This is a genomic window from Halarcobacter mediterraneus, assembly GCF_004116625.1.
Classification (GTDB): Bacteria; Campylobacterota; Campylobacteria; order Campylobacterales; family Arcobacteraceae; genus Halarcobacter; species Halarcobacter mediterraneus.
The window spans coordinates 16579-43380 of record NZ_NXIE01000008.1; the positions used below are offsets into that span (position 1 = coordinate 16579).

A 26802-nucleotide genomic window follows, 5' to 3' on the forward strand; every position below is an offset into this window, starting at 1 on the left:
ATACTTACTTTTTTTTTATTTGTCAAGGGTTTTTTGCAAAAACTTTGAAATTTTTTCTAAACTTTTATTTGCCGCTTGATTTTGCACTTGATTTCTTGTACCTTTGAAGTTATAAATATGCACTTCTCTCTTGTCTTTTGAAGCAACTCCTATTACTACTGTACCAACAGGTTTAGAAGTTGTTCCACCATCAGGACCTGCAATTCCACTAACTGCTATTGCATAGTCTGCATTGAATTTTTTTAATACCCCAGCTAACATTTCATTAACAACTTCAATACTTACAGCTCCATATTTTGATAGAGTTTCTTCTTTAACATTCAATTCTTTAGATTTTATTTCATTTGAGTAGCTTACGATAGCTGCATTGAAAACTGATGAAGATCCTGCGATTTCTGTGATTTTAGAAGCTATAAGACCACCTGTACAACTTTCAGCTGTTGTAATAGTCTTTTTGTGGAGTTTAAGCAGGTTTTGCAGTTCCTGCATATCTTGTTGAGTAAACATTGTATTTATATACTATTATATATGTATATATTAAAGATAACTAATAGGAAAAATCCTATTAGTCTTCTTTTTCTGTTAATTCATCTAAGAATTTATCTTGATCAAATGTTAAATTAAGATAGTCTGCAACAATTTTAATATCTCTTTCTGCATTACCTAAACAAGATGTAGCACCTGGAGATGGAGTCATATTGAATAAGATTCCATCACCTGGATTAATAGAAGCTTCACCTAGCATAAGCTTTTGCTCTTTTTTATCAAGTACTTGTGGTCTAACTCCACCAAAGCCTTTTGCATACTCTATATCTTCTGTACTTAATGAAGGAACAATTTTTTGTGCATCTTTAACAAAAAGACCTTTATTGATTCCTGGAACTTCAAATAAGAAGTTTCTAAATACATAGTTTCTGATTTCTGAATCTTTTAATAAGTCCCAGAAGATTTTGATAGTATCTCCACCAATGTTCATAGTTTTTAAACATTCGAAGAAAGATTTACCACCTTTATATCTTTCAAGTACTGCAAGTGCTAATGCAGTTGGTCCAAATCTAGTTTTTCCATCACAAAGAATATCTGGGTCTCCATGAAGTGCAGCGAATGGAAGTTTTGGATTTTGTACCATATAAACTTTACCATTTAAGTAAGTATCATTAGTAATATAAAAAGATCCAGCCATAGAAAGTGAACCCATGTGTTTTCCATACCCCATTTTGTGTGCAAGGTGTAATGAATGAGCACCTGCATTTACAACTACGAAGTCAGCAGTATAAACTGAACCATTTGTTGTAGTAATTTTATATTTGTCACCTACTTTTTCAATTTCATCTACTCTAGCATTGAAATAAACGTCAGTTTCAACACCTTCTTGTTCTTGACCAGCTTTAACTAATTCCTTAGTCATCTCTCCAAAGTCAACAGTAGTATACTCACTTTGAGTTCCCATTGCTAAAATAGGCTCTGGTCTATCTTTTGTTCTTTCTTTATCTGCATATACTAATAAAGGTTCTTTTTCTCTTAATGCTTCTTTATCCCATAATTCTAAATAAGGGAATAATTCTTTAAATTCTTCATATCTGTTTTTAATAAATTCAACTTCTTTTTCGCCTACACCTAAAGCCATTTTTTGGTGAGCGAACATAATTTTATCTTGAAGCCCATATTGTAGACAGAACTTTTCAATCATTTTTGCAGTTCTTTTTGTGATTTTTGCTTTATCTAAAGTATAATTTGTTTCAATATCTCCTACGTGAATAGTTTGTGAGTTACTTGTCCCTTTAGAGTTTAATGTTGCTAAATCATCATATTTTTCTAAAATACATACACTTTTTGCATCTGTATATCTAGCGATTTCGTAGAAAAGTGCAGCACCTGAAATTCCACCACCTACAATTGCTACTTGATAATGTTTCGTATTCATTAATATATTCCTATCATAGTTTATTTTTGCAAAATATACTAACACAATTTTTTTTTACTTTATGTTAGTTTTTTTTGCAAAGCTTCTTTTCTTAAAGAAAATATGTTTAATAGTAACATTTTATTGATTTTTCTTCAATTTATTGTACGTTCAAAATATGTACATTTTATGTCTTATGAAATATTTTTTAAACAAAAAAAATAAAAATGTACTATTTTTGTCCAATTCTTTTAGTTCAAAAATTATAAAAATAAGTTATAAAAAATTACTAAGTTTTAATATATCTTTTCTTTAAAAAATTTAACTTAGTCAAAATTAAAAGTGCTTTAGATATAATCTGCGATTTATAGAAAGATGATACAAATTGAGTAATAAGGTATAAATTATGGATTATAAAGAGAGTTTACTTTTACCAAAAACGGCATTTCCTATGAGAGGTAATTTGCCACAAAATGAACCAAAAAGATATAAGCTTTGGGATGAATCTAAAGTTTATGAAAGAATGAAAGAAAATAGAAAAGGTGCACCTTCATTTACTTTGCATGATGGTCCTCCCTATGCAAATGGACATATTCATATTGGGCATGCATTAAATAAAATCTTAAAAGATCTAATTGTTAAATATCACTATTTTGACGGAAAGTCTGTAAGGTACGTTCCAGGATGGGACTGTCATGGTCTTCCAATTGAACAAAAAGTTGAAGAAAAAATTGGAAGTACAAAGAAAAAAGAACTTCCTAAATCAAAAATTAGAGAACTTTGTAGAGAACATGCTTCAAGATTTGTTGATATTCAAAGGGATGAGTTCAAGAAGCTTGGTGTAATAGGAGATTGGGATAATCCTTATTTAACTATGGATTTTAAATTTGAAGCAAATATTTATAGAGAACTTTGTGCAATTGCAAATCAAGGGCTATTAGTTCAAAGATCTAAGCCTGTTTATTGGTCATGGGCTGCACAAACTGCACTTGCTGAAGCTGAAGTTGAATATGAAGATAAAACATCTCCTTCTATATATGTTGCTTTCAAACATGAAAAATTAGATGCAAGTGTTATTATTTGGACAACTACACCTTGGACGCTTCCTGCAAATACAGGTATTTCTTTAAATGGTGAAGAAGAGTATGTTTTAACAAGTGATAAATTTATTGTTGCAAAAAAACTTTATAATTCATTAATTGAAGAAGAGGTTATCAAAGGTGATATTGTAGATTCTATAAATCCAAAAGACTTAGAAAACTCATCAGCAATTAATCCGTTAAATGGAAGAGAATCTAAAATTATTCTTGGTGAACATGTTGAAATGGATGCTGGTACAGGTGCAGTTCATACAGCTCCTGGACATGGAGAGGATGACTATAAAGTAGGACTTCAATATGGACTTGATGTTATTATGCCTGTTGATGCATATGGTAAATATGATGAAACAATTGTAAGAGAAAAATTATTTAAAGATACAGATAAATACCTAGGTCTTCATGTATTTAAAGCAAATGAACTAATTTTAGAAGAATTAGGTGAGTCTTTACTTAAACATACAGATATTAGACACTCTTATCCCCACTGTTGGAGAACTCATAAACCAATTATCTTTAGAGCAACAAAACAATGGTTTATTTCAATTGATGATGAGTATGGAGAGCAAAATAAAACTCTTAGACAAAATGCACTTGATATAGTTGAGAACCTTACTTTCTATCCAGAGTGGGGAAGAAATAGATTAAGATCAATGCTTGAGGGAAGACCTGATTGGTGTATCTCACGTCAGCGAGATTGGGGTGTACCTATTGCATTCTTTAGAAATAAGAAAACTGATGAAATCATTTTTGATGAAAAAGTTCTTAACTTTACAGCTATGATTTTTGAGCAAAAAGGTTGTGATGCTTGGTATGACTTACCAATTGAAGAATTATTATATCCAGGAAGTGGATTAAATCCAGAAGATTTAGAAAAAACAATGGATATTTTAGATGTATGGTTTGACTCAGGTTCTACTCAAAATGCTGTATTAAGAAGTAGAAATTATGATGCGGGAACATTTCCTGCTGATATGTATTTAGAAGGAAGTGATCAACATAGAGGATGGTTTCAGTCTTCACTTTTAACAACACTTGCATCAAGTGAAGTTGCACCTTATAAATCGATTTTAACACATGGATTCACTATGGATGAAAAAGGTGAAAAAATGTCTAAATCTAAAGGTAATGTTGTAGACCCTGCAAAAGTTATGAAACAGTATGGTTCTGAGATTTTAAGACTTTGGGTTGCAATGAGTGATTATCAAAATGACCAAAAAATTTCAGATAATATTTTAAAGCAAAATGCAGAACTTTATAGAAAAATTAGAAATACAGCAAGATTTTTACTTGCAAATATTAATGATTTAGATGAGATTATTAATGTTGAAGAAATGGGTATTTTAGATAAATGGATTTTAAATAAAGCAAAAAGAGTTTTTGATGAAATTGATAATGCTTTTAAAGAATATGAGTTTTCAAAAGGATTAAATAGATTGAATAACTTTTTAGTTGTTGATTTATCTGGAATTTATCTTGACGTTTGTAAAGATAGATTATATTGTGATGATAAAAATGATATTCATAGAAGAAGTTCTCAAAGTGCAATGGCTCTTATTGCTAAAAAGTTAATATCTACTCTTTCTTGTATTTTAACATATACTATGGATGAGTTATTAGAGTATGCACCTGAATTTATAAAAGGTAATGCAAAAGATATCTTTGATTTTGAAAAACAAGAATTACCAATAGTTGAAACTACTCTTAATGAAGAAATTTTATTAAAAGCTAAAGAAAAATTTAGTGAAGCAATAGATACACTTAAAAAAGATAAAGTTATTAAATCAACTTTAGAGTTACAACTTATAACAGATTCTAAAGATATTTTAGCTTTAGATCAAACAGAAGCAAGTGATTGGTTTTTAGTAAGTTCTGTTTCAGAAGGAACAACTTCAAATGAAGAGTTAGTTAATTTTGAGTTAGATAATGTAAAATTTATTATTGCAAAAGCAAATGCAGCAAAATGTCCTAGATGTTGGAAATATACATCTTCTGATGAGGAAACACTTTGTTCTAGATGTGAAAGTGTAATAAATTAATGTTTGAATCAGAGGTTACTTTAAATTTTATTTTTTTAACTATAGCAGTTATTTTTATTATTACTGCTATAGGTATAATTTATGTAAATATAAAAGCTAAAGGTAAGTAAAATGATACCCTTTTCTGATGAAGATTTAAAACCAGCAGTTAGTTCTATAATTGATACTAAAATAGCTCCTATGCTTGCAAAAGATGGTGGTGCAATAGAGTTATTAGATGTTATTGATAGTAAAATTTTTATTCAATTACAAGGAGCCTGTGTTGGTTGTAGTGCAAGCTCAAGTACTTTAAAGTTTATTGTTGAAAAAGAAATAAGAACTGCAATTCATCCAGAACTTCAAATAATAAATGTACCTCAAGGTATGGAAAATAATTTACAGGAGCTTTAATGATAAATGAGACACGGCTTTTAAATGAAGCTAATAAATATTTTTTAGATAAAAAATTTGACAAAGCTTTATTTATATATTCTCAACTCTCATCAAACTTTCCTAAAAATAGAGAATATCCAATATATGCACTTTTTTGTGATATTGCAAACGAAGATGAACAAAAAGCAATGTCTTTATATGATTATTTTTCTCTTGCAAAAGAAGAAAATTTAGAAGAAGCTATAAAATATGTAGAAGATCTAATCAATGCATATGATGGAGATATGGATAAGATGATGGAAATTCTAAAAGAGCTAAGTTCTTCTACTATTGACTCTTTAGATGCAATAAAATATGAAGATTTTAAAAGATTGATAGAATCGAGAGGTTCTTTTAGAATAGCTTTTGAAGATATTATGTTTTCAACAAAAGTAGCAATTGAGACAAAAGAAGATTTCTTTGATTTTGTTGATAAATTAATTGAAAATGATTTTAATAGTACAGCTTATTCATATTTAGATGGTTTTAATGAGTATTTTTCTTATGACTCAAAAATTGAAGAATTATATAAAAAACTAGAAGAGAAAAAAATTGCAACTAATCATAAATAATACAATATTTACAGATAATTCAAAGGAAGCTGTAAAGGGTACAGTTTTTGTTTTGTCAAAACAAAATGAAAAATTTAAAGATGATGCTATTTCAAATGGCTGTGAAAAAGTAATTAAAGCAATACAGCTTAAAGAATATTTTGATATGAGTTCTATTAAAATTATAGGTGTTACTGGAACAAATGGAAAAACAACAACAGCAGGAGCTATTTATTCTATTCTTTTAGACTTAGGTTATAAAGTAGCCTTGCAAGGTACGAGAGGTTTTTTTATAAATGATCAAAGAGTTGAAGAATATACTTTAACTACTCCTGTTCAACTTGGTAATTTTGCCCATATTCAAAAAGCTATAGAAAATGATTGTCAATTTTTTGTTATGGAGGTTAGTTCCCATGCAATTGAACAAAAAAGAATTGAAGGTTTGGATTTTGAACTTAAAATTCATACAAATATTACAAGAGATCATTTAGATTATCATAAAACAATTGAAGAATATATCAATGTAAAGAACTCTTTTTTTAATGATGAATCTAAAAAATTAATTAATAAAGATGATAAAGTAGTTAAATTTAATCCTAAAAATGCATTAACATATTCTTTGGAAAATCCTTCAACTTATAAAGTTAGTGCCTATTCATTTAAAAATGGAACAAATGTAATGTTCTCAAAAATTGAAGAAGTTCATTCTTATTCTTCATTATTAATGGGAATTTTCAATATTTATAATCTAACAGCAGCAATTGCAGCAGTTGATATGGTTACAAATAAAAGTCTAGATAAAATTTGTAAAGTAGTAGAAAACTTTGCAGGTGTTAGTGGTAGAATGGAAACTATTAGTGAAAATCCTTTTGTCATAGTTGATTTTGCTCATACCCCAGATGGGATGAAAGAAGTTTTTGAAAGCTTTAATCATAAAAATATCATTACTGTCTTTGGAGCAGGAGGAGATAGGGATAAAGAGAAAAGACCTTTAATGGGACAAATAGCAGCAAACTTTGCTAAAACTATTATTGTAACTTCTGATAACCCAAGATTTGAAGACCCAGATTTAATTATTGAAGATATTTGTAAAGGTATAAAAAATAAAGAGAATCTTTATATTGAAATAAATAGAAAAGAGGCTATTAAAAAAGGTATTGACTTAGCAAGAAAAGACAAAGATTCAGTACTTTTAATCTTAGGAAAAGGTGATGAACCTTACCAAATTATTTATGATCAAAAAATGCCTTTAAGTGATAAAGAAGAAGTTTTAAAATATCTTTCTTAAAGTAAGAGTAGGATTGGTTACCTACTTTTACTTTGAAGTTCTTTCATAAGTTTATTTGTATTTATTATACTAATTATAATTGTTGCAAAAAGAAGAATAAAAGCTATAAGTATTGAAATAGTTACAGCTTTACTTGATGATATTTGTGCATTTGCTCTACTTGGTCTTTCTTTCTTTTTTGTTTGTTCTTTTTTAGGTTTTATAAAACCTTCTTCTGGTTCTATCCCTTCTTTTGATACAGTATGTCCAGGTCCTCCATCAAGAATTACTTGATAAGGAATATTAGGAATATCAACTGTTAACTCACTACTATCTGAAAGTCTTTGTTCAAGAAGTATTTCTCCTGAGCTTAAAGCTTCAAGTTTAATTAACGCTCCTGCAGCACTTTCTCCTGTATTGAAACCTCCTACAATTGTCATTGTTCCATCTTCATTATCAATTAAATTTAATAATAATGAATGGGAATATAGTGATATAGGAAGTACTAGTATTAATAAAAGTTTATATATTTTTTTCATTTTAATTCCTTTTTATTTTTTGGCCAAAATACTTTAGCCTCTTTTCTTTCTTTTGGAAGTTTTTTTCCAATATAAATAAGTAATACACCAAATAAAAATAAGCATAAATTTACATTAAATATATTTATCATACCTTGTTGGATTAATTCAAATGGAGTAAAATTTGAATTTAGTGTATTTATAAAAACACTTAAAATAAAAATTACACCTGCACTAAAGAAAAACTCTTTTGAAGCTTGATATGAGTTTATTCTATAAAAAGACCAAAAAAGAGTAAAAAGCCATACATTATAAAATATTCCTTGCTGCCATAAGACTCTATCCTCTAAATTAAAAGGTAAACTCCATTGTAATAAGAATAGTACAGCAGTTGCTGGTAACACGCCTATCATACTTGCTAATGATAGTTTTCCTACCCAGTGATAAAAAGTGATTTTATTTTCATATTTTTTGGCTTTCTTCTCTAGCCATAACATTACACCAAAACCAATTGCAATTGCACAAAGTGTCATAAGTAAAGCTACAATAATTCTTGAAACAATATCTATACCAAATAAAAAATGTAGGAAAAATAATCCTTCTGCTACAAATACAGGCCAAATATTATCCATAACTTTTTTGTTTTTTATTAGGTCTCCTGTTACTGCACTTAGAGTTATTGTTGGTTTATTAAATATTCCTCCATTTAAAAAAGGTTTGTAAGGGTTATATCCTATTATTTCAACTCTTGCACTTTTGTCATTCCAATTAATTAGTTGCACTTGTTTTAAATCTAATTGAGGATTAATCTCTTTAGCTTTAGTTAATAAAACATTTAAAGGTAACATAACAGCTTTTTCATTTATCTTTTCTATAGGTTTACTTTGAGGGAAAAGAACAGTTCCTACAACTCCATCAATTGCTTTTGCTTCGCCTTTTGTAAGTATTTGAGACATTGGACCTGCACTTATTAATCCTACATTCATAACAGCACCACTAATAGTAATTAATAAAAAAGGTAAAAATGCCCAAGTAAAAATTTTTACATGGATTTTGGAAAATACTGCTTGTTGATTTTTACTTTTATTTTTAAATTTCATAATAGTTATTAGTATAAGACCTGTAATAATTAAAGATAAAGTTCCAACAGCAACGAACCCAAATATTAGTCGTCCTATGATTTTTAATGGTTGACCATAATGTAATTCATTTAAAAAGTCTGCTAAGTGAGATTGGGTTTTATCTTCATTAGCTATTTTTTCTTGGGTTTTTGGATTAAAAGCAACAGCCTTTGTAAATCTATGAGAAATACTTAAAGCAGGATCTCCCATATTTCCAGGAAGTGTAACTAAAATATTGTTTTTAGGAAAGTTTGGATCTTCTAAAACTTGATTAATCATTGGATTATAATCTATTTTAGTAATATCAACTTTTTCAATATATCTTGATGGTTTTTCCCATGTTTTTATATAGGGTAATAAAATTGCAAAAACACCAAAAAATATAGCAAGATACATAATTATAGAAAAACTAATTCCTGCTGCAATATGAAGTCTAAATAATCTTTGTTTAAATAATTTTGATTTTTCCATTTATTTAAACCTTTAATACCAAATAATTAATAATATTGAAAATACTATTGTTGGAATTACAACTTTTAGTAAAGCACTAAGTTTTGTATAAGATAAAGCTATCCAAGTAGAACAGGCAGCCCAAGCAAAAGTATTAAACATTATTGAAATAATAGCTGATTCTTTTATTTCAATAGGAATAAGTATGGCTATAACAGTCATTCCTAAATAAGCAACTAATAAACCTCCAAATATTGAGCAAATAGTTCTGAATAAGCCTATTTTTCTAGCTTTTTCTTCAGGAGTTATTAGGAAGTTATAAATTTGATTAAACATTAAAATCCTTTTATAAAATGTGATTTTTCAAAGAAAGAGATTCTTTCTTTGAAAATTATTAAAATCTATAGCTAAGGGTTGCCATAACTGTTCTAGGATTTCCTACGTAAACTCTTGTTCCTCTTGCATTACTAGACATAGCTCCATCAACATACTCTTCATCAGTAAGGTTTTGAATACTTAAATTAGCTCTCCAGTTTCCTTTTTTATATCCAAAAGTTGCATTATAAATAATCTCAGAATCAAATTTTATTGTATTTGCATCATCTGCATATCTACTTCCTAAATATCTAGCTCCACCACCAATATAAAAGTTTGGTAAACTAAATGAAGACAGGTAATATGTTGTAAATATATTTGCTGTATGTTTTGGTATATTTCTTAAATCTAAATCATTATTATCTTTGTTTTTTGTACTTGTATATCCATAAGAAGCTACAATAGACCAATTATCTGTAATTTGTCCAGAAAGATCAACTTCAAAACCTTTGCTCTCTTGTTCTCCACTAGCAATAGAAGCTTGACCTAAAGGATCATTAGGATCAGATAAAGCAATATTTACTTTTTCAATATTAAATAAGGCAGCAGTTAAACTAAAGTTGTCATCAAATAGTTTTTGTTTGATTCCAAGTTCATAACCTTTACCTTCTTCAGGGTCAAGAATATTGTCATCAATATCAGTAGCACTGTTAGGAGAGAAAGACTCAGAATAATTAGTATAAATTGAAGTTTGAGGTGTAATTTTATAAAGTAAACCAAAAGAAGGAGTTAAAGCATCACTTTTTTTACCATTTTGAGGTTTAGATTCACTATATCTTAATCCTGCATTTAAAATAAGATTTTCAGTTAAGTAGATATTATCTTGTAAAAATGCTCCCCATGATTTTACATATTGCTTTTCTCCTGACATATTCATTGCAGATGAATGATCAGATATACTTGTAAGTGTCTCATAATTTGGATTTGATAAGTTTATTGTATATGGATTGCTAGGATCATAATACATATCTAGTTTTGAATAAGCTTTATTATAATCAGTACCCAAACTAAGTTTGTTTTTTTTACCAAAAAGTTCAAACTCTTTATTTAAAGTATATTGTAAAGCATGTTCTGAAAACTCTTGTCTTTGGTAAGCATAAGCTCTTGTTACTATATTTGTATCAGAGTTATAAGACTGTGGCATATGTACATTACCATTGTCTCCTATATAGTCAATATATCTATATCTTAAATTTGAACTCCAAGAACTAAAAGTACTATCAAAATCAAACCCTATAATCTTTTGAGTCTTATTAAACTCTTCATCTGGATGTGAAATTGTGTTTTTTAATGGAATATTTAAGTTTCCATATTTATCTGTGTATGTTCCAAAAGCAGAAGGTGTTGTTTCATCAGTATATTCTGCAAGAATAGTAAAAGTATTATTATCATTTATATCATAAGAGATAGAAGGGGCTATAAATACTTTATCTGTATTTGTATTACTATTAGTCCATCCTTCATCATGTTTTAAAGTGGAAACTAATCTAAAATATAATGATTTATCTTCATTAAGACTTCCTCCTATATCTAGTTTTGGAGTATAAGCGTGATTTTCTGTTACTTCTAAAGCTATTTCAGAATGGAAATCTTTTTGAGGTTTTTTTCTAACAAGATTTACAAGTCCCCCGGGACTTGACTCTCCATATTGTAAAGAGTTTGCTCCTTTTAAAACTTCTACAGCTTCTAAATTATAAACTTCAGGATGTGCTATTTTATTAGTTACTTTCATTCCATCAAATAAGATAGGAACACTAGAAAACCCTCTCATCCCAATTTGAGTAGTTCTTCCATGACTATCACCTTGATAAGTTGTATTTGATGACATTTTTATAATATCTTCAATATTCTGAAACTGAGCATCTTGTATGAAATCTTCATTAAATACTTGAATTGCTTTTGCTGTATCTTCTATATCAATATTTGTTCTGTTTATTGATGGTTTTTCTTTACTTAAATAGTTTGATGATTCATTTCCTATAATTGTAATTGAATCAAGTTCTTTTACATCTTTTTTTTCAACTTCACTTGCAAGTAAAGCACTACTTGCTATTAATAATGTTGATAGGGTAAATGAAATATGTTTTGAAAAAAATTTTTTCATTTTCTTTGCTCCTTGTTTGTATAATAAAAAATAGAATAATATCAGTTATGATAGTAGTTATCAATAAATAAAAGTCAAGAAAGGGAAAAAAATATATAAAGAAGGGAAAATTTTAAATAAATTGTTTTTTATATTTGCTTGGAGAAATACCAAAATGATTTTGAAATAGTTTACTGAAATTTCCTGTATGTTTATAGCCTACTTTTAATGCTATTTCTTTAACACTTCCATCATTTTCTAATAATTGTTTTGCAATTTGTAAACGTTGTTTTTGAAGCATTTCATAGACGGTAATTCCAAAATATTCTTTAAAATCTTTTTTTAGATAACACTCATTTATAGCTGATCTATAAGCAATTTCTTTTATTGAAAGGTTTTTATTATATTCTTGAATGATTATCTCTTTGGCCCTTTCTAAAGAGGAAATTCTTGTTTTGTCATAATTCAAAAAGTTTGAAGTCCTTAAACTTTTTGATACTTTTTCAATTGTGTAATGAACTAATTCATTTGCTTTTGATTCTAAAAAGAAGTTTTTTGATAAATCTTTAAATGAATTATCTTCTTTAAAAGTATTTATAATTTCTATTTGATTTATATCAATCTCTCCATCTTGAAAGATACAATAGCCATTTTCTTTGACTTGTTTCATAAATTCATTTATATTTTTTATTGGATGGTTCAATTTTAAGAAAAGCTCTTCTTTTAAACCAATACTTAAAGTATTATATTGTTTATCTTTTTCTAAAAAAACATCTGCCGAAAATTTATTAGATAATACTCCTATTAAAAAACTATTATTTTTTAAAGAGAAAGTTTTTTTGTCTTCATATATAAAAGAAAGTTCTTCTCCTAGATTAAAGATAAAACTTGTTCCTGCAATATTACTTTCTTCTGTTAAAATAAGATTTTGTTTTGGAATGAAACTACGAACAAAAATAGCAAGACCGTTTCCTATATCATATTTTATAGCTATACCACTTCCAAAAGAATTATTAATTGTTCCAATAAAAACTATTCTAGAAAAAGGGTGTTCAATTTTTCTATCAAGTTCTATAAATTCTTTATAAGTGATTTTTTTCATTGTTTATTATTGTTAGGAGTATAAAAGCCTTTAATTATAACGCCTTTATTTGTTTTAGCAGAAGTAACATAGTAATTTGTCGGTGTTACAACTACATATTTATCCAAGTTTTTTCTGATAAATGAAGAAACTTCAATAACTCTTTGTCTTGAAATACCTCTTAGTAGATATTCTTGAACTCTTTTCTTTATTGCTTCATTTTGATTTTTTATGTCATTTTGTATTTTATTAAATAAAACATTATCATCATTTGCAACAACTGCAATTACTTCAACTCTAGTAAAGTCTGTATTCTTTTTTATGAAATTTGTAATTTTGTTTTTACATTCTTGACTTATAATAGAACTATCTGCTTTAAAATCATAGCATTTTAAAGAACGAGTTTTCTGGGTATAATAATATTTTCTAAAGTTTTTATTATCTAAATCAACAATTTTTGTTTCAACTTCTTTTACTATTTCTTGTTTTATTACCTCTATTTCTTTTGGTTTTATTATTTCTTTTACTATTACTTCAGGTTCTTGTTTTGTTTCTTTATAAACAATTTTTACTGAATTTTCATTATACATAATCAAATAAATAACTAAGGCAGCTAAAACAATGATGATAAAACATAAAGCATAGATTAAATAGTTTGTAAATCTTAAGTCATTTGTATTCTTTATTTTAATATCTTTAGGGTTTTTAATTTCAGAAGATTTAGTTTTTTTATTGTCGCTAGGAGATTCTTTTTTTAATTTTTTTTGTATCTCTTCTTGTGTTAATGTTTCTCTTAATGCTTCTTTTAGTTTTTCTGTTTTATCTGTTTGCAAAATTGACCTTATTCCTTATTTTTTAAATAAATTAAAATGATGAGTAGTATAATAGCTAAAAATAGTGGATAGAAAAATAAATAATTTTTTAAAGTAATTTTATTATTGTCTATTTTACTTTTTTCAAGTTTATCAATTTCTTGATAAATTGAGCTAAGTTCTTGTTTTGAATTTGCAAAAAAAGCTTTTCCTAAAGTTTCTTGAGCAATTTTATTTAGCATTATTTTATTTGAGTTTCCTATTCCTATAGTATAGACTTTTATTGAGTGTTTTTTTAACATTTTTATGGCAACTTGGAATGGAATGGTACTAGCATTATCAGCTCCATCACTTAATATAACCATCACTTTTGATTTTGCCTTTGAATTTTTTAAGATTTTACTTGCAGAAACTAAAGAGTCAATTAAAGCAGTTTTATCTCCTACTATTCCAATATCTAAATAATCAATGATTTCTAATTGGGCATTTTTATCAAAGCTCAATGGTGTTGCCATCATAACTGAAGTTCCAAAAACAATAACTGAAATATTATCATTTACTCTTTTAGGTATGAAATCTTTTACAATATCTTTTACTACTTTAAATCTTGTTTCTTCAGGTTTAAGTTGATTAAAGCCAAACTCTTTCATAGACCCACTTGTATCAAGACTTAATACAATATCTATTCCTTCATTTTTTATTATTTGTGTATTTAGATTTTTATATGGAGAAGCAAGTGCCAAAATAGAACAAATAATTACTAAATATTTTAAAAGAGAATGTATCATATTTATTTTTTCTTGACTTTTATTAAATATATTTAAGTGAGGAATTAAATATGTTGGAGTTTTTGCTTTACAGTATATTGAACATAAAATAAAAACAATAATTAGTAATAGTAAATATGGGTATTCAAACTGTATTGAAAAAAGATTATTAAACATCAATATTATCCATAAACCTTCCATATAAGATTTTTATTTCATCATCAAATTGTTCTACATTTTTTTTATATTTATATCTTTCTAAGGCTTCTAACAGTTCTTCCATAAGTTTTTTTTCTCTAAGTGATTGGGCAAGAAGTCTAGAGTACCTTGTAATTTTATAGGCACTTTGTTTTGTATTTGAAAAATCTATTTCTTTTAAATTTTTATAATACTCTTTCCTATAGTTTTTCTTTCTGTTTTTTATTAATTTATATACTAAATAAATAAATGCTAAGAAAAGTAAAGAAGCTAAAATCCATAATAACATATAAAGACAAATAGAAAAGTCTGGAATTTCAACTAAGCCTTTTATGTCATGTATTTTTAAATCTTGCATTATTTCATTAACCTTAAAAGTTTAGGTAAAGGATTTTCATGAGTATATATTTTCACAAATTTAATTGCACATTTTTGTAAATGCTCATAAAGTAGGTGGTCATTCTCTTTTACATTTTTTTTGTACTCTTTTATTAAATTATTATTTATATTCCCTTCAAAACTTAAGTTTGAAGAAGGATCAACTAAGTTTACATTTCCTAAAACAGTTGGTTCTTCTTCAAATTTATCTCTTACTATTATAATAATAATTTCATGTTTTTTATTTAATACTCTTAAATCTAAATTTTTAATTTCAAAAAAATCTCCTACTAAAAATAGGGTTGATTTTTTTTTGATTTTTAAAAACATTTCATCAATTATCTTTGGATAAAGTACTTTTTTATTTAATACTTTATAGTTATAAATTTCTTCACTCATTTTATGAATAGAAAAATCTCTTTTTGATTTTTTTGTGCATAATTGCAAAGATTCATTTGCTATAAAAGAAATAAAAGGATCACCTTGTTTTATACAAGAGAAGCCTAGTATAGCGCAGATTTCAGTGATTAACTCTTGCTTGAATTTTTTTGTTCCAAAATATACTGAACCATTTAAAATAGGTATTATTGCTATATTTAGTTCCCTTTGAGCATGAAATACTTTTACATAAGGTTTTTTTAGTTTTGCACTTATTACCCAATCGATATTTTTCACGTCATCTGGATATTCATACTCTTTTAACTCTAAAAAATCATAACCTTCTCCTTTTAATAAAGAAGAATTATTACCAATATTTTCAGAGAAAACACCTCTTTTGGTTTTTATTAATATTTTTTTTAAATTAATATTCATTAAGGTACTTGAATTACTTCCATGATTTTTTGAATTATTTCATCTGTTGTCTTTTGCATTGCTTCTGCTTCATAAGATAGAATAATTCTATGTCTTAATACATTTTTTATTATTAAAGCAATATCAAGTGGACTTACATAATCATTTCCTCTAATAAAGGCCATAGCTTTTACTGCTTTAAACATATCAATCGTAGCTCTTGGGCTTGCTCCAAATTGAATATAGTCTGCAATCTCTTCTAAGCCATACTCTTTTGGTTCTCTTGTAGCACAAATTATATCTACAATATATCTTTGCAATTCTTCATCAATATGAATACTCTCAACTTCTTTTCTTAAGTCTTCTAAGCTTTGTTTATTTATCACTTTATTAACATCTTCTTTTTTACTTGAAGTAACTTTTTTTGCTATTTGAAACTCTTCTTCTTTTGTGTTATATCCAACTACTATTTTAAACATAAATCTATCAAGTTGGGCTTCAGGAAGTGTATAAGCACCTTCTTGTTCTATAGGATTTTGTGTTGCAAGTACTAAAAAAGGAGAATCAACTTTAAAGCTATCTTCTGCAATAGTTACTTGTCTTTCTTGCATAACTTCAAGTAAAGCTGATTGAACTTTTGCAGGAGCTCTGTTTATTTCATCTGCAAGTAAAAGATTAGTAAATATAGGACCTTTTTTTATTTTAAATTCACTTGTTTTCATATCATAAATTTGTGCACCAATGATATCACTAGGAAGTAAATCGGGAGTAAATTGCACCCTTTTAAATTTTAAATCAATTACATCTGCAACTGTTTTTACAGTTGTGGTTTTTGCAAGTCCTGGTACACCTTCTAGAAGAATATGACCATTTGTTAATAGCCCTATTAAAATTGAATTGACCATATCTTCTTGACCAACAATTATTTTTGAAATCTCTGCTTTAATTTCTTCTATTATTTTATTATTTGTCATTTATTTATTCTTTGCTTATTTAGATTAAGTTCTTCGTATTTTATCAAAAGATATTTTCTATTAACTTAAGGAGAAGATACAATTATTTCAAGTAATATTTTTATTTTTCTCTTGAAAGTTTATTTCAAAATTTGACCCTCCTTTAGGTGAGACAATGATGCTTGTATATGGAGTTACTTCAAATGCAACTACACCAGAAGCACAAACAGGTCATAACTATGAAATAGATTTTGATTATAGCTTATTAGATATGTTAAATGCAGATAATGCAATATTTGGATTTACAGCATATAAATACAATGTAGACAACTATATGCATCCAACTAAAAACCTAACTTTAAATAACCAAAGTGATATGGATATTTGGGGAGTTGAGTCTGTATTTAGATATCAGAAAGATGAATTATCATTTAGTTTAAGTCATACTTATACAGATGGTGAAGTAAAAGATTTATCATCAGGAGATACATATGATCACTTTACTTCAAATATTCATATCTTTAAAACAGATATAGATTATCAACTAAATGATAGACTTTACTTTAACTATAATGCTGAATTTGTCCCTAGTAATAAAATACAAAATTCTTGGCAAACAGAAGAAGCAAATAGAGCAGGTTATGCAGTTCATAATATTTCAACTACATATTCTCCTGTAAGTTTATCAGGTGCAAAAATTCTTTTTGGAATAGACAATCTTTTTGATAAAAAATATCAAAGACATACTTCATTTGGTGCATATTGGGGAGATACTGATAGTGGTTCTTATGAAGTAGGAAGAAACTTCAAAGTTAAACTTTCTTACAAATTCTAAAATAAAAATAAAGTCAGTTTAAAGTCGAAAGAAAAATGAAATATTAATTAAAGCTTAATTAAAGTATTTTTAGCTAAAATCACGATTCTATTTTAAATAGAAAGTCACATGTGTCAATCCTGGTATGGGTTGTGACAAGTTGCAAACTTGCCATTAAGGGACACAGAGGCTAAACCCTAAAAAATTAAAACAAGGAAAAAACATGGTTACAATGAAAGACCTATTAGAATGTGGTGTACACTTCGGACACCAAACAAGAAGATGGAATCCAAAGATGAAAAAATACATTTTTGGTGTTAGAAAAAATATTTATATTATTGACTTACAAAAAACATTAAGATATTTCAGATATACATACAATGTAGTTAGAGATGCAGCAGCAGAAGGTCAAACAATGATTTTTGTTGGTACTAAAAAACAAGCTAGTCAAGCTGTTAAAGATGCGGCTATCAAATGTGGAATGCCTTATGTAAACCACAGATGGTTAGGTGGAATGTTAACTAACTACGGAACAATTAAAAAATCAATTAGAAAATTAGAAGTTATTAAAAAAATGAGAGAAGAAGGTCAATTAGATCTTTTAACTAAAAAAGAAGCTTTAATGCTTACAAGAAAAGAAGAGAAGTTAGAATTATACCTTGGTGGTATTAAAGAAATGAATAAACTTCCTGATTTAATGTTTGTATTAGATGCAGTAAAAGAAAAAATTGCTATTAAAGAAGCAAGAAGATTAGGAATCAAAGTAGTAGCACCATTAGATACTAACTGCGATCCAGATGTTGTTGATTATCCAATCCCTGGAAATGATGATGCAATTAGATCAATTCAACTATTTTGTAATGAAATGGCTGAAGCTATGAATGAAGGAAAAGCTGCATTAGCTGAAGAAGAAGGTACAGAAGTTGAAGAAGCACCAGTATCTGAAGATGAAGCTAAAGAAGTTGTTGCAGAAGCTGTAGCTGAGGGTGAAGCTGAAGCAGTTGAAACTGAAGAAAAAACAGAGGAAGCATAAAAATGGCAGGAGCGACTCCAAAACTGATTAAAGAGTTAAGAGAGAAATCTGGTGCAGGAATGCTTGATTGTAAAAAAGCATTAAATGAGTGTGATGGAAATATTGAAGAAGCACAAACTTGGTTAAGAGAACAAGGTCTTGCAAAGGCTGCTAAAAAATCAGGTAATGTAGCTGCAGAAGGTATTATTACTATTTTAGTTAATGATGATAATACTAAAGCTACTATGACAGAAGTTAACTCACAAACTGACTTTGTTGCTAAAAATGCACAATTTTTAGAGTTAACAAGTCAAATTACAACTCACGCTCAAGTTAATAACTTAAATGATGCAGAAGCATTAGCTTCTTCATCAATTGATGGACAAGAGTTTACAACTTTCTTAAATGAAAAAATCGCTGTAATTGGTGAAAACTTAGTTGCTAGAAAAGTTGTTAATGTTGAAGGTCCAGTAGTTAATGGTTATGTTCACTTAGGAAAAGTGGGTGTTGTTTTAGCTGCTAAATGTGATGATGCAGCAAAAGAAAAAACTGTTGATTTATTAAAAAAAGTTGCTATGCACGCAGCTTCAATGAAACCAACTGTTATTTCGTATGAAGATTTATCAGCTGAGTTTATTGAATCAGAAAATAAAGCAATTATTGCTGATATTGAAAAAGAAAATGAAGAGTTAGTAAGACTTGGAAAACCTCTTAAAAACATTCCTCAGTTTGTTTCTAAACAACAATTAACTGATGAAGCAGTTGAAGCTGCGAAAAGTGAAATGAAAGAAGAGTTAATTGCTCAAGGAAAACCTGAAAAAATTATTGACAACATCGTTGCTGGTAAAATTAACAGATGGATTGAAGATAACTCTGCTTTAGATAAAACACATGCATTATTATCTCAAACTTACGTTATGGATGATTCAATGACTGTTGAAGAAGCTATTAAAGCTGTTGATGCATCAATTGAAATTGTTGAGTATGTAAGATTCGAGCTTGGTGAAGGTATTGAGAAAAAAGAAGAAGATTTCGCTGCTGAAGTAGCTGCTCAAATGGGTAATTAAAAGAAATCCTACATAAAAATGAAGTCATAGTAATGAGTGAATCCCTAGAAGAACAATCACTCATTACTAATGATAAATCTAATATTTTGCTAGAAGCTAAAAATATCTCTCATAGTTTTGACTATAAACTTTTTGAAAACATTAATCTAGAAATAAAATCAAAAGAGTCAATTTCAATCATAGGTATGAGTGGTAGTGGGAAATCTACTTTTTTAAATATCTTATCTTCCTTACTAAATCCAAAATCTGGAGAAATTCTTTATAATAGTAAAAATTTATATACTTTAAAGAAAAAAGATCTTTTAAATATAAGAAGAGAAGATTTTGGTATAATATTTCAAGCACATTATTTGTTTCGTGGTTTTTCTGCAAGTGATAATTTAAATATTGCTACTTTATTAAGTGGAGAAAATATAGATAAAGATCTTTTAATAAAACTTAATATAGATTTTGTATTAAATCAAAGTGTTGGAGAGTTAAGTGGAGGTCAACAGCAAAGATTATCTATTGCTAGGGTTTTAACTAAAAAACCTAAAATTATATTTGCAGATGAACCAACTGGGAATTTAGATAAAGATACAGCAAAAATTGTTATGGATACTTTATTTGATTATATACATAATAATAATGCTGCACTTGTATTAGTTACCCATGAAGAAGATTTAGCTAAACAGTGTAATCACACTTATAAATTGGAAAATTTACAATTAAAGGAGTTAAAATAAAGAATGGATATAGTATTAATTACAAAAACTCCTATAATAGAAAAGATTTTTACTTTAGTATGTAAAAAATTAGATTTAAATTTAAATCTAAAAAACAATACCTCTTTTTCAGAAGAATTTGTTGATATTATTATTGTTGATGAAGAGTTTGTTAATGATGATTTTAATAATTTAAAAAAGCATACTAAAAAATTAGCTGCAATAACTAGTGAAGAACTACCTTTTGAGAAATCTAGAGATTTTATTATAAATAGACCATTTTTACCTACAGATTTAGAAGTATTGCTAAAAGAGCAAATTGAATATATAAAAGAAGATAATACCACTAAAGAAGATGTAAGAAATAGTTTTAATGAAGAAGAAGTTATTTCAAACTATGTCGAATCACTTGCTGATGATGTAGCTTATGATATTGAAGAAGATAATGATGAATCTATTGTAAGTGTTGCTTCTTTGAACATTGGTGGGGTATTAGATAATAATGAACTTCATAAAATAAGTGATATTTTACATGATGAAAATATTGAAAATGAAGTTACTGTCACTGAAAATGATTGGAAAGATATAAATGAAATTATAGATGATGCATTAAATGAAGTTAGTGATTATGAATTTGACTTCAATGAAAATAGTGATGAACCTATAAAAGTATTACTAAATAACTATAATATAGAAGAATTAAAACCCTTTTTACAGAAATTTAATCAAAATGTTATTGATAGATTATCTAATGGGGAAGAAATAGATGTAAGATTAAGCTTGAAGGTTAATAATTAATGGAAAAAAAAGGTGCTATTTTAATATTATCAGGACCAAGTGGTTGTGGAAAATCAACATTACTAAAAAAAGTTTATGAATATATAAATGATTATACCTTTTCAATATCAACAACAACAAGAGAACCTAGAGCTGGTGAACAGCATGGAGTTGATTACTTTTTTGTATCAAGAAGTGAATTTGAAGAAGATATTAAAAATGGACAGTTTTTAGAATGGGCTGAAGTTCATGGAAATTATTATGGAACTTCTTTAAAACCTATAAAAAAAGCTTTAGCTGAAGGAAAACTTGTTATCTTTGATATTGATGTTCAGGGACATGAAATAGTAAGAAAAAAGTTAGATAAAGTTGTAACTTCAGTATTTATTACAACTCCTACTTTAAATGAATTAGAAAACAGATTAAACAATAGAAATACAGATACAAAAGATGTAATTGAAAAAAGAATTGAAAATGCTAAATATGAAATTAAGTCTTTTCAAAAGTATGATTATTTTATAGAAAATGATAATTTAGAAGAAGCAAGTATGCAATTACTTTCAATTGCAAATATTGCTAGAATAAAAGCTACGCTTTTTGAAAAAGAAAAATTAATTAAAGAGTGGTTAGAAGACTAACCTTTCTTTTTAATCAATTTCATCATAACTTAAAGGTGCATTGAAGTAATAACCTTGGCAGTAGTCAACACCAATTTCTTTTATTTGATTATATATTTCTTCACTTGATACAAATTCTGCAACAGTAGAAAAACCAAATTTTTTAGCAAATTCATCAATAGTTCTTACAATAATTTTTTGATTTTTTGAAGAGTCAATATTTTTAATTAAAGAACCATCTATTTTTACAAAAGAGATATTTAAATTAACCAACATATTAAAGTTTGAATACCCAGCTCCAAAATCATCCACTCCTACTTTACAGCCATAGTTACCAACTCTTTCAATAAATTTAAATACTTCGGAAAAATCAGATATTTCTTCTGATTCTAGGATTTCAAATTCAAGTAAATTTGCAAACTCTTTATGTTTTTCAATTGTAGAATAAATATAAGACATTGTATTTTCACTAGCAATATCTTCAAAAGAGATATTAACAGCAACTCTTTTATTCTTTTTAGTAATTAAATTGAAAGCTTCATTAATCATTATTTTTATAATATTGGGATAAAGTTTGGCTTTTTTGGCTATATCTAAAAATTTAAAAGGACTAACAACTGTTCCATCTTCTTCTATATATCTAATAAGGGCTTCATACTTATAGACTTCTTTTGTTTGCGTATTTACAATTGGTTGGAAATAACCTTTAAAGTTGTCATTTTTTACACCTGTTTTAATCTTTTTAATCCATTTTATATTTTCTTCAAATGATTCTTGAATATTGAAAGAATCATCATAGATTAAAATTGGTTCAAACTTCTTTCTGGCATAAGAAATTACTCTTTGAACATATTTATAAGCATTAGCATTAGCACTTTTTGCAATTCCTATTGTAATATTTAAATCAATTTCATGTTCATCAATATAAACAGGCATTTGTTCTATATAAATCTCAAATTTTTTACATAAGTCATAAAATTCTTGAACATCTTTTTCATAATCATTGGCAATAATTAGAAACTTATCTGCTTCTATTCTATAGAGTTTAAAGTCATCATTAGAAAAGTATTTTCTTAAAGCATCAGAAAACTCTAAAAGAACTTTATCTCCATTACTTTCTCCAAAAAGATCATTAATTGTCGAAAATTTATCAATATTAATCATTGCCATTAGACCTTGATTATTGTCTTCTAAATCTTTTTTAAGTCTATTTCTATTTGGTAGATGAGTTAAATTATCAACATATAAGTCTTTAAGTTCATGGTAAAGTAAAGATTGACTCATTAATTGCAAAAGTTTTTTCATATCAATAGGTTTTAAGACATATTTATCTACACCTATGTCAATAGCTTCTAATAAATATTCAGTATTTGAAAAAGCAGTAGCAACAATGATTGGAATATTTGGATTTATTTTTTTTATTTCACGAATCATTTCCAGCCCATTCATAATAGGCATATTTACATCAGTAATTATTATATCAATTTCTGATTCATTTTTTTTAAATAGTTCTAAACCTTCGGCTCCATTTTCTGCAACTAGTTGTTTTTTAGTAAAGCCTTTTAGAATATTAAGGGTGATTTCTCTTAAAGCAGCTTCATCCTCAGCATAGAGAATTGTTATATTTTTTAATATTGAGACATTTGATATCATTAAGACTTACTCCATAAATATTACGATATAATAGTATACAATTATTTAAATGAATATTATATTTATTTGTAACTAAATAATAAAAACTACTTTAGGAAAATTAGTGTCAAAAGTAAAATGTGACCACTGTCATTTAGAGTTTGATGAAAGTGTGATGATAAAAGAAAATGACTTGAATTTTTGCTGTAAGGGCTGTCAAGGTGTTTATCACCTTTTAAAAGATGATGGTTTAGATTCTTTTTATGATAAGCTTGGAAATAAGACAATTTCTCCCCCTCTTGAAATAGATGATGATGTAGATAGATTTGATAGCAAAAGTTTTGAAGAAATGTTTATTTCTACTACAGATGATGGCTTTAAACAAATTGATTTAATTATTGAAGGTATTCATTGTGCTGCTTGTGTTTGGTTAAATGAACGAATCCTTTATGACACAGAAGGAATAGTTAGTGCAGATATAAATTTTACAAATAATAAAGCAAAAATTATTTGGGATGAAGATGTAATTAAACTATCAGAAATCATAAAAAGAATTAGAAGTATTGGTTACAATGCTTATGCTTATGATTCAAGTAGTGCAGATAAAGAAGCAGCAAAAGCAAAAAGAGATTATTTTATTCGTATGATGGTTGCAGTTTTTGCAAGTGTGAATATTATGATGTTGGGAGTTGCAAAGTATACAGGCTTTTTCACTGGAATGGATGATGAAATAAAGTCTTATGTACATCTTGGTGAGTTTATTTTTGCTACTCCTGTAGTTTTTTATTCTGGTTGGATATTTTTTAGAGGTGCTTATTACGGTTTACGAAATCGTATATTAAATATGGACTTTTTAGTAAGTTCAGGAGTTGTTTTTACTTATATATATTCATTATTTATTCTTTTTGGAGCAAAAGGTGAGAGTTATTTTGATTCCGCTGCAATGATTATAACCTTTGTTTTAGTTGGTAAGTATTTAGAGGTAATTGGTAAAAAAAGTGCAGTTGACACCTTAGATAAGATAAAAGGAACATTACCTCTAGAAGCAACAATTATTGAAAATGGGATTAAAAAATCTTTACCTTTAAATAGTATTAAAGTAGGACATATAATTGAGTTAAGGGCAGGGGAAAAAGTTTGTATTGATGGTATTATTACCAATGGTGAAGGAAGCTTTGATGAATCTAGTTTAACAGGAGAATCAATACCTGTTTATAAGAAACAAGGACAAAAAGTTTTTAGTGGAACAATAAATAGTGATAGTGTTATTAGGTATGAGGTAACTAAAACCTATAAAGATTCTACACTTAACTCTATAGTAACACTTTTGGAGGATTCTTTACGTTCTAAACCTAAAATAGAGTACAAAGCTAATGAAATCTCAAAAAGTTTTAGTATTACAATTCTTTCTTTATCTTTACTTACTTTTATAGTTTGGTATTTCTTTGGTCTTGATTTAGGTTTTGATTATGATGGAACTAATCACTTTGAAAAGTCTTTTATTGTTGCAATTTCGGTTATTGTAATTGCTTGTCCATGTGCTTTGGCTTTAGCAACTCCTATTGCTAGTTTAATTGGTATTTCTGAACTTGCTAAAAATGGTTTACTTTTTAAAGAAGCAAAATATATTGAATCAATGGCAAAAGCCGATACTTTAGTTTTAGATAAAACAGGAACTATTACTAAAGGGGAATTAAAAGTAGTAAAAGCAAGAATTTTAGATGATAATATCCATAAATTGAATTTATTATACTCTTTAATTGATACTTCAAACCACCCAGTTTCTAAATCGGTAAAAAAATATTTACAAAAAGAATATGATTTAATATCAAAAGATTTATCATCAATAAAAAATATTGAAGCTAAAGGAATAAAAGCTAATTATAAAAATGTTGAAGGAAAAGTCTTTCAACTATTAGGTGGTAATATTGATTTATTAAAAGAAAATGGAATAAACTATAAATTTGATTCTTCAAATACTGTATACTTATTTGCAATAAATAAAAGAGTAATTGCAACTTTTGAATTAATTGATGAAATAAAAGAAAATGCAAAAGAGTTAATATCTGATGCAAATAAGAATGCAATTAAAGTTATAATGCTTACAGGGGATAATAAAAAAGTTGCTTCAAGAGTTGCTTCAAAGGTTGGTATAAAAGAGTTTGTTGCAGGAATAAATCCAATTGAAAAAGCTAAATATATTGAGAATTTAAAAAAAGAAGGAAAAACTGTAATTATGGCAGGTGATGGTATAAATGATTCAATAGCTTTAGCTAAGTCTGATGTGGCAATAGCAATGGGAAATTCTTCAGATATTACTATTTCTGTTTCAGATATTGTATTATTAAATAACTCTTTAGAAAGTTTACAAAAAGCATTTTCTATTTCAAGAAGAACATATAAATTTATAAAGCAAAATTTATTATTATCTTTGGTTTATAATGCAATAACAATACCATTGGCAATGTTAGGTTATGTTATTCCTTTAGTTGCTGCTTTATCTATGAGTTTAAGTTCTTTACTTGTAGTAGCAAACTCAATGCGAATTAAACAAAAAGATAAATAGGATAAGAAAAATGATGAATGATATTTTGTTAATGATGTTAATAGTAGGGGTAGTTGTATCTTTTATAATATTAGCTTTTTTTATTTGGGGTGCAAAAAGTGGTCAGTTTGATGATAGTAAAAAAATGATGGGTGGCTTGCTTTTTGATAGCACTGAAGATTTAAATGATGCGGTTAAAAAAGAAGAGAAGGTAAAAAAAGCAAAAGAAAATAAAAAAAGTGAACCATCAAAAAAATAGTTCACTTTTTATAAATTTAGATTAAAATGCTGCGATTTGTTTAGCTAAATCTTGAATGTCAGCGTCTGAAAGTCTCGCTGTTTGACCTTTCATAACACCTTTCATTGCTCCACCATAAGAACCATCTTTATATCCTTTTAATGCAGCAACAGTTTTTTCAACTGGCCAACCAGCAATTACATGAGATTTACCTAAAGCTTTTTTTTCAGCTTTTGCACCGTGACATGCTGCACATGGTGCCCAATTAGCTGCCATTAATGAACCAGCAACAATCATTGTTCCTAAAACAATTTTTTTCATTTGTTCTCCTTAATATAATAAGACGTAAATTTTAGCAATTTATTCTTTTATTAAACTTATAAGAAAGCCCTAAAATAGGGCTTTCTAGATATGATAATCATTATTGATAAATATAAGATAATAAAGTTACTTTTATATTATTTTTTAGGTTGTTTCATTTTTAATTAAGAAAAGATCAAAAAGCTTATAAAGATCAGAAGTGTTAATAGGTTTACTTAAGTAACCATCCATACCTAAACTTAAGAATTTTTCTTTATCACCTTTTACTGCATTAGCAGT

The 26802-nt window shown here is 27.3% G+C and carries 26 protein-coding genes; 12 read left to right on the forward strand and 14 right to left on the reverse strand.

All coding sequences use genetic code 11. The features are described from left to right. Positions 1-15: 15 nt before the first annotated feature. A complete protein-coding gene (locus tag CP965_RS13695; protein WP_129062674.1) occupies positions 16-507 on the reverse strand; it encodes a CinA family protein in 492 nt (163 codons plus the stop codon). 58 nt (positions 508-565) lie between these two features. Further along, entirely contained in the window at positions 566-1924 is a 1359-nt protein-coding gene (locus CP965_RS13700) for an FAD-dependent oxidoreductase (RefSeq protein WP_129062675.1), read from the reverse strand. 385 nt (positions 1925-2309) lie between these two features. On the opposite strand from CP965_RS13700, the gene ileS reads away from it, so the two are divergent. The 4 genes from ileS to CP965_RS13720 all read left to right on the forward strand — a co-directional run bounded on the left by ileS (position 2310) and on the right by CP965_RS13720 (position 7289). Beyond that, positions 2310-5039 (forward strand): isoleucine--tRNA ligase, encoded by a 2730-nt coding sequence (ileS, locus tag CP965_RS13705; RefSeq protein ID WP_129062676.1) that lies wholly within the window; start codon positions 2310-2312, stop codon positions 5037-5039. A gap of 111 nt (positions 5040-5150) precedes the next feature. Next, positions 5151-5429 carry a NifU family protein gene (locus tag CP965_RS13710; protein ID WP_129062677.1) on the forward strand — a complete coding sequence of 93 codons (279 nt, stop codon included), beginning with the start codon at positions 5151-5153 and terminating at the stop codon, positions 5427-5429. Continuing rightward, the gene (locus CP965_RS13715; protein ID WP_129062678.1) at positions 5429-6022 is read left to right on the forward strand and encodes a hypothetical protein; all 594 of its coding nucleotides are present in this window, start codon (positions 5429-5431) and stop codon (positions 6020-6022) included. The genes CP965_RS13710 and CP965_RS13715 overlap by 1 nt, the downstream gene beginning before the upstream one ends. Next, on the forward strand, positions 6003-7289 hold the full coding sequence (locus tag CP965_RS13720) for a UDP-N-acetylmuramoyl-L-alanyl-D-glutamate--2,6-diaminopimelate ligase (RefSeq protein WP_129062679.1): 1287 nt from the start codon (positions 6003-6005) through the stop codon (positions 7287-7289). The genes CP965_RS13715 and CP965_RS13720 overlap by 20 nt, the downstream gene beginning before the upstream one ends. Positions 7290-7306: 17 nt before the next feature. On the opposite strand, the gene CP965_RS13725 is transcribed toward CP965_RS13720, so the two are convergent. From CP965_RS13725 to CP965_RS13770, 10 genes are all read right to left on the reverse strand, one after another. Beyond that, entirely contained in the window at positions 7307-7807 is a 501-nt protein-coding gene (locus tag CP965_RS13725; protein WP_129062680.1) for a hypothetical protein, read from the reverse strand. Next, positions 7804-9378, reverse strand: a complete 1575-nt coding sequence (locus CP965_RS13730) for a PepSY-associated TM helix domain-containing protein (protein WP_129062681.1) — start codon at positions 9376-9378, stop codon at positions 7804-7806. Before CP965_RS13730 ends, CP965_RS13725 begins: the two co-directional genes overlap by 4 nt. 12 nt (positions 9379-9390) lie before the next feature. Further along, positions 9391-9693: a hypothetical protein gene (locus CP965_RS13735; RefSeq protein WP_129062682.1), complete on the reverse strand. Its 303-nt coding sequence runs from the start codon at positions 9691-9693 to the stop codon at positions 9391-9393. Positions 9694-9751: 58 nt separating this feature from the next. Then, entirely contained in the window at positions 9752-11836 is a 2085-nt protein-coding gene (locus CP965_RS13740) for a TonB-dependent siderophore receptor (RefSeq protein WP_129062683.1), read from the reverse strand. 112 nt (positions 11837-11948) lie between these two features. Beyond that, positions 11949-12917 (reverse strand): helix-turn-helix domain-containing protein, encoded by a 969-nt coding sequence (locus tag CP965_RS13745; protein WP_129062684.1) that lies wholly within the window; start codon positions 12915-12917, stop codon positions 11949-11951. Beyond that, complete coding sequence (locus CP965_RS13750; protein ID WP_129062685.1) at positions 12914-13729, reverse strand: hypothetical protein; 816 nt, start codon at positions 13727-13729, stop codon at positions 12914-12916. The genes CP965_RS13745 and CP965_RS13750 overlap by 4 nt, the downstream gene beginning before the upstream one ends. Before the next feature lie 8 nt (positions 13730-13737). Then, positions 13738-14652 carry a vWA domain-containing protein gene (locus CP965_RS13755; RefSeq protein WP_129062686.1) on the reverse strand — a complete coding sequence of 305 codons (915 nt, stop codon included), beginning with the start codon at positions 14650-14652 and terminating at the stop codon, positions 13738-13740. Continuing rightward, positions 14645-15031 carry a hypothetical protein gene (locus CP965_RS13760; protein ID WP_129062687.1) on the reverse strand — a complete coding sequence of 129 codons (387 nt, stop codon included), beginning with the start codon at positions 15029-15031 and terminating at the stop codon, positions 14645-14647. The genes CP965_RS13755 and CP965_RS13760 overlap by 8 nt, the downstream gene beginning before the upstream one ends. Beyond that, positions 15031-15864, reverse strand: coding sequence for a DUF58 domain-containing protein (locus tag CP965_RS13765; protein WP_129062688.1), 834 nt, complete (start codon positions 15862-15864; stop codon positions 15031-15033). Before CP965_RS13765 ends, CP965_RS13760 begins: the two co-directional genes overlap by 1 nt. Then, a complete protein-coding gene (locus CP965_RS13770; protein WP_129062689.1) occupies positions 15864-16817 on the reverse strand; it encodes an AAA family ATPase in 954 nt (317 codons plus the stop codon). The genes CP965_RS13765 and CP965_RS13770 overlap by 1 nt, the downstream gene beginning before the upstream one ends. Before the next feature lie 154 nt (positions 16818-16971). Between CP965_RS13770 and CP965_RS13775 the strand changes: the two genes are divergently transcribed. The 6 genes from CP965_RS13775 to gmk all read left to right on the forward strand — a co-directional run bounded on the left by CP965_RS13775 (position 16972) and on the right by gmk (position 21808). Next, positions 16972-17631 carry a TonB-dependent receptor gene (locus tag CP965_RS13775; RefSeq protein ID WP_129062690.1) on the forward strand — a complete coding sequence of 220 codons (660 nt, stop codon included), beginning with the start codon at positions 16972-16974 and terminating at the stop codon, positions 17629-17631. A gap of 202 nt (positions 17632-17833) precedes the next feature. After that, positions 17834-18643 (forward strand): 30S ribosomal protein S2, encoded by an 810-nt coding sequence (rpsB, locus tag CP965_RS13780; protein WP_129062691.1) that lies wholly within the window; start codon positions 17834-17836, stop codon positions 18641-18643. A 2-nt stretch (positions 18644-18645) separates the two neighbouring features. Continuing rightward, entirely contained in the window at positions 18646-19689 is a 1044-nt protein-coding gene (gene tsf / locus CP965_RS13785) for a translation elongation factor Ts (RefSeq protein WP_129062692.1), read from the forward strand. A 32-nt stretch (positions 19690-19721) separates the two neighbouring features. Then, positions 19722-20414: an ABC transporter ATP-binding protein gene (locus CP965_RS13790; RefSeq protein ID WP_129062693.1), complete on the forward strand. Its 693-nt coding sequence runs from the start codon at positions 19722-19724 to the stop codon at positions 20412-20414. 3 nt (positions 20415-20417) lie between these two features. Further along, on the forward strand, positions 20418-21191 hold the full coding sequence (locus CP965_RS13795) for a hypothetical protein (RefSeq protein ID WP_129062694.1): 774 nt from the start codon (positions 20418-20420) through the stop codon (positions 21189-21191). Continuing rightward, positions 21191-21808, forward strand: a complete 618-nt coding sequence (gmk, locus tag CP965_RS13800; RefSeq protein WP_129062695.1) for a guanylate kinase — start codon at positions 21191-21193, stop codon at positions 21806-21808. The genes CP965_RS13795 and gmk overlap by 1 nt, the downstream gene beginning before the upstream one ends. Before the next feature lie 9 nt (positions 21809-21817). Here gmk and CP965_RS13805 read toward each other — a convergent pair whose 3' ends face one another. Continuing rightward, positions 21818-23440, reverse strand: a complete 1623-nt coding sequence (locus CP965_RS13805; RefSeq protein WP_129062696.1) for an EAL domain-containing response regulator — start codon at positions 23438-23440, stop codon at positions 21818-21820. Between the two features lie 103 nt (positions 23441-23543). Here CP965_RS13805 and CP965_RS13810 point away from each other — a divergent pair, with 103 nt between their 5' ends. Beyond that, a complete protein-coding gene (locus CP965_RS13810; protein ID WP_129062697.1) occupies positions 23544-25985 on the forward strand; it encodes a heavy metal translocating P-type ATPase in 2442 nt (813 codons plus the stop codon). Between the two features lie 10 nt (positions 25986-25995). Next, the gene (ccoS, locus tag CP965_RS13815) at positions 25996-26223 is read left to right on the forward strand and encodes a cbb3-type cytochrome oxidase assembly protein CcoS (protein ID WP_129062698.1); all 228 of its coding nucleotides are present in this window, start codon (positions 25996-25998) and stop codon (positions 26221-26223) included. Between the two features lie 21 nt (positions 26224-26244). Here the strand turns inward: ccoS and CP965_RS13820 are convergent, their stop codons facing one another. Beyond that, positions 26245-26523, reverse strand: coding sequence for a c-type cytochrome (locus tag CP965_RS13820; protein WP_129062699.1), 279 nt, complete (start codon positions 26521-26523; stop codon positions 26245-26247). Positions 26524-26802: the final 279 nt, after the last annotated feature.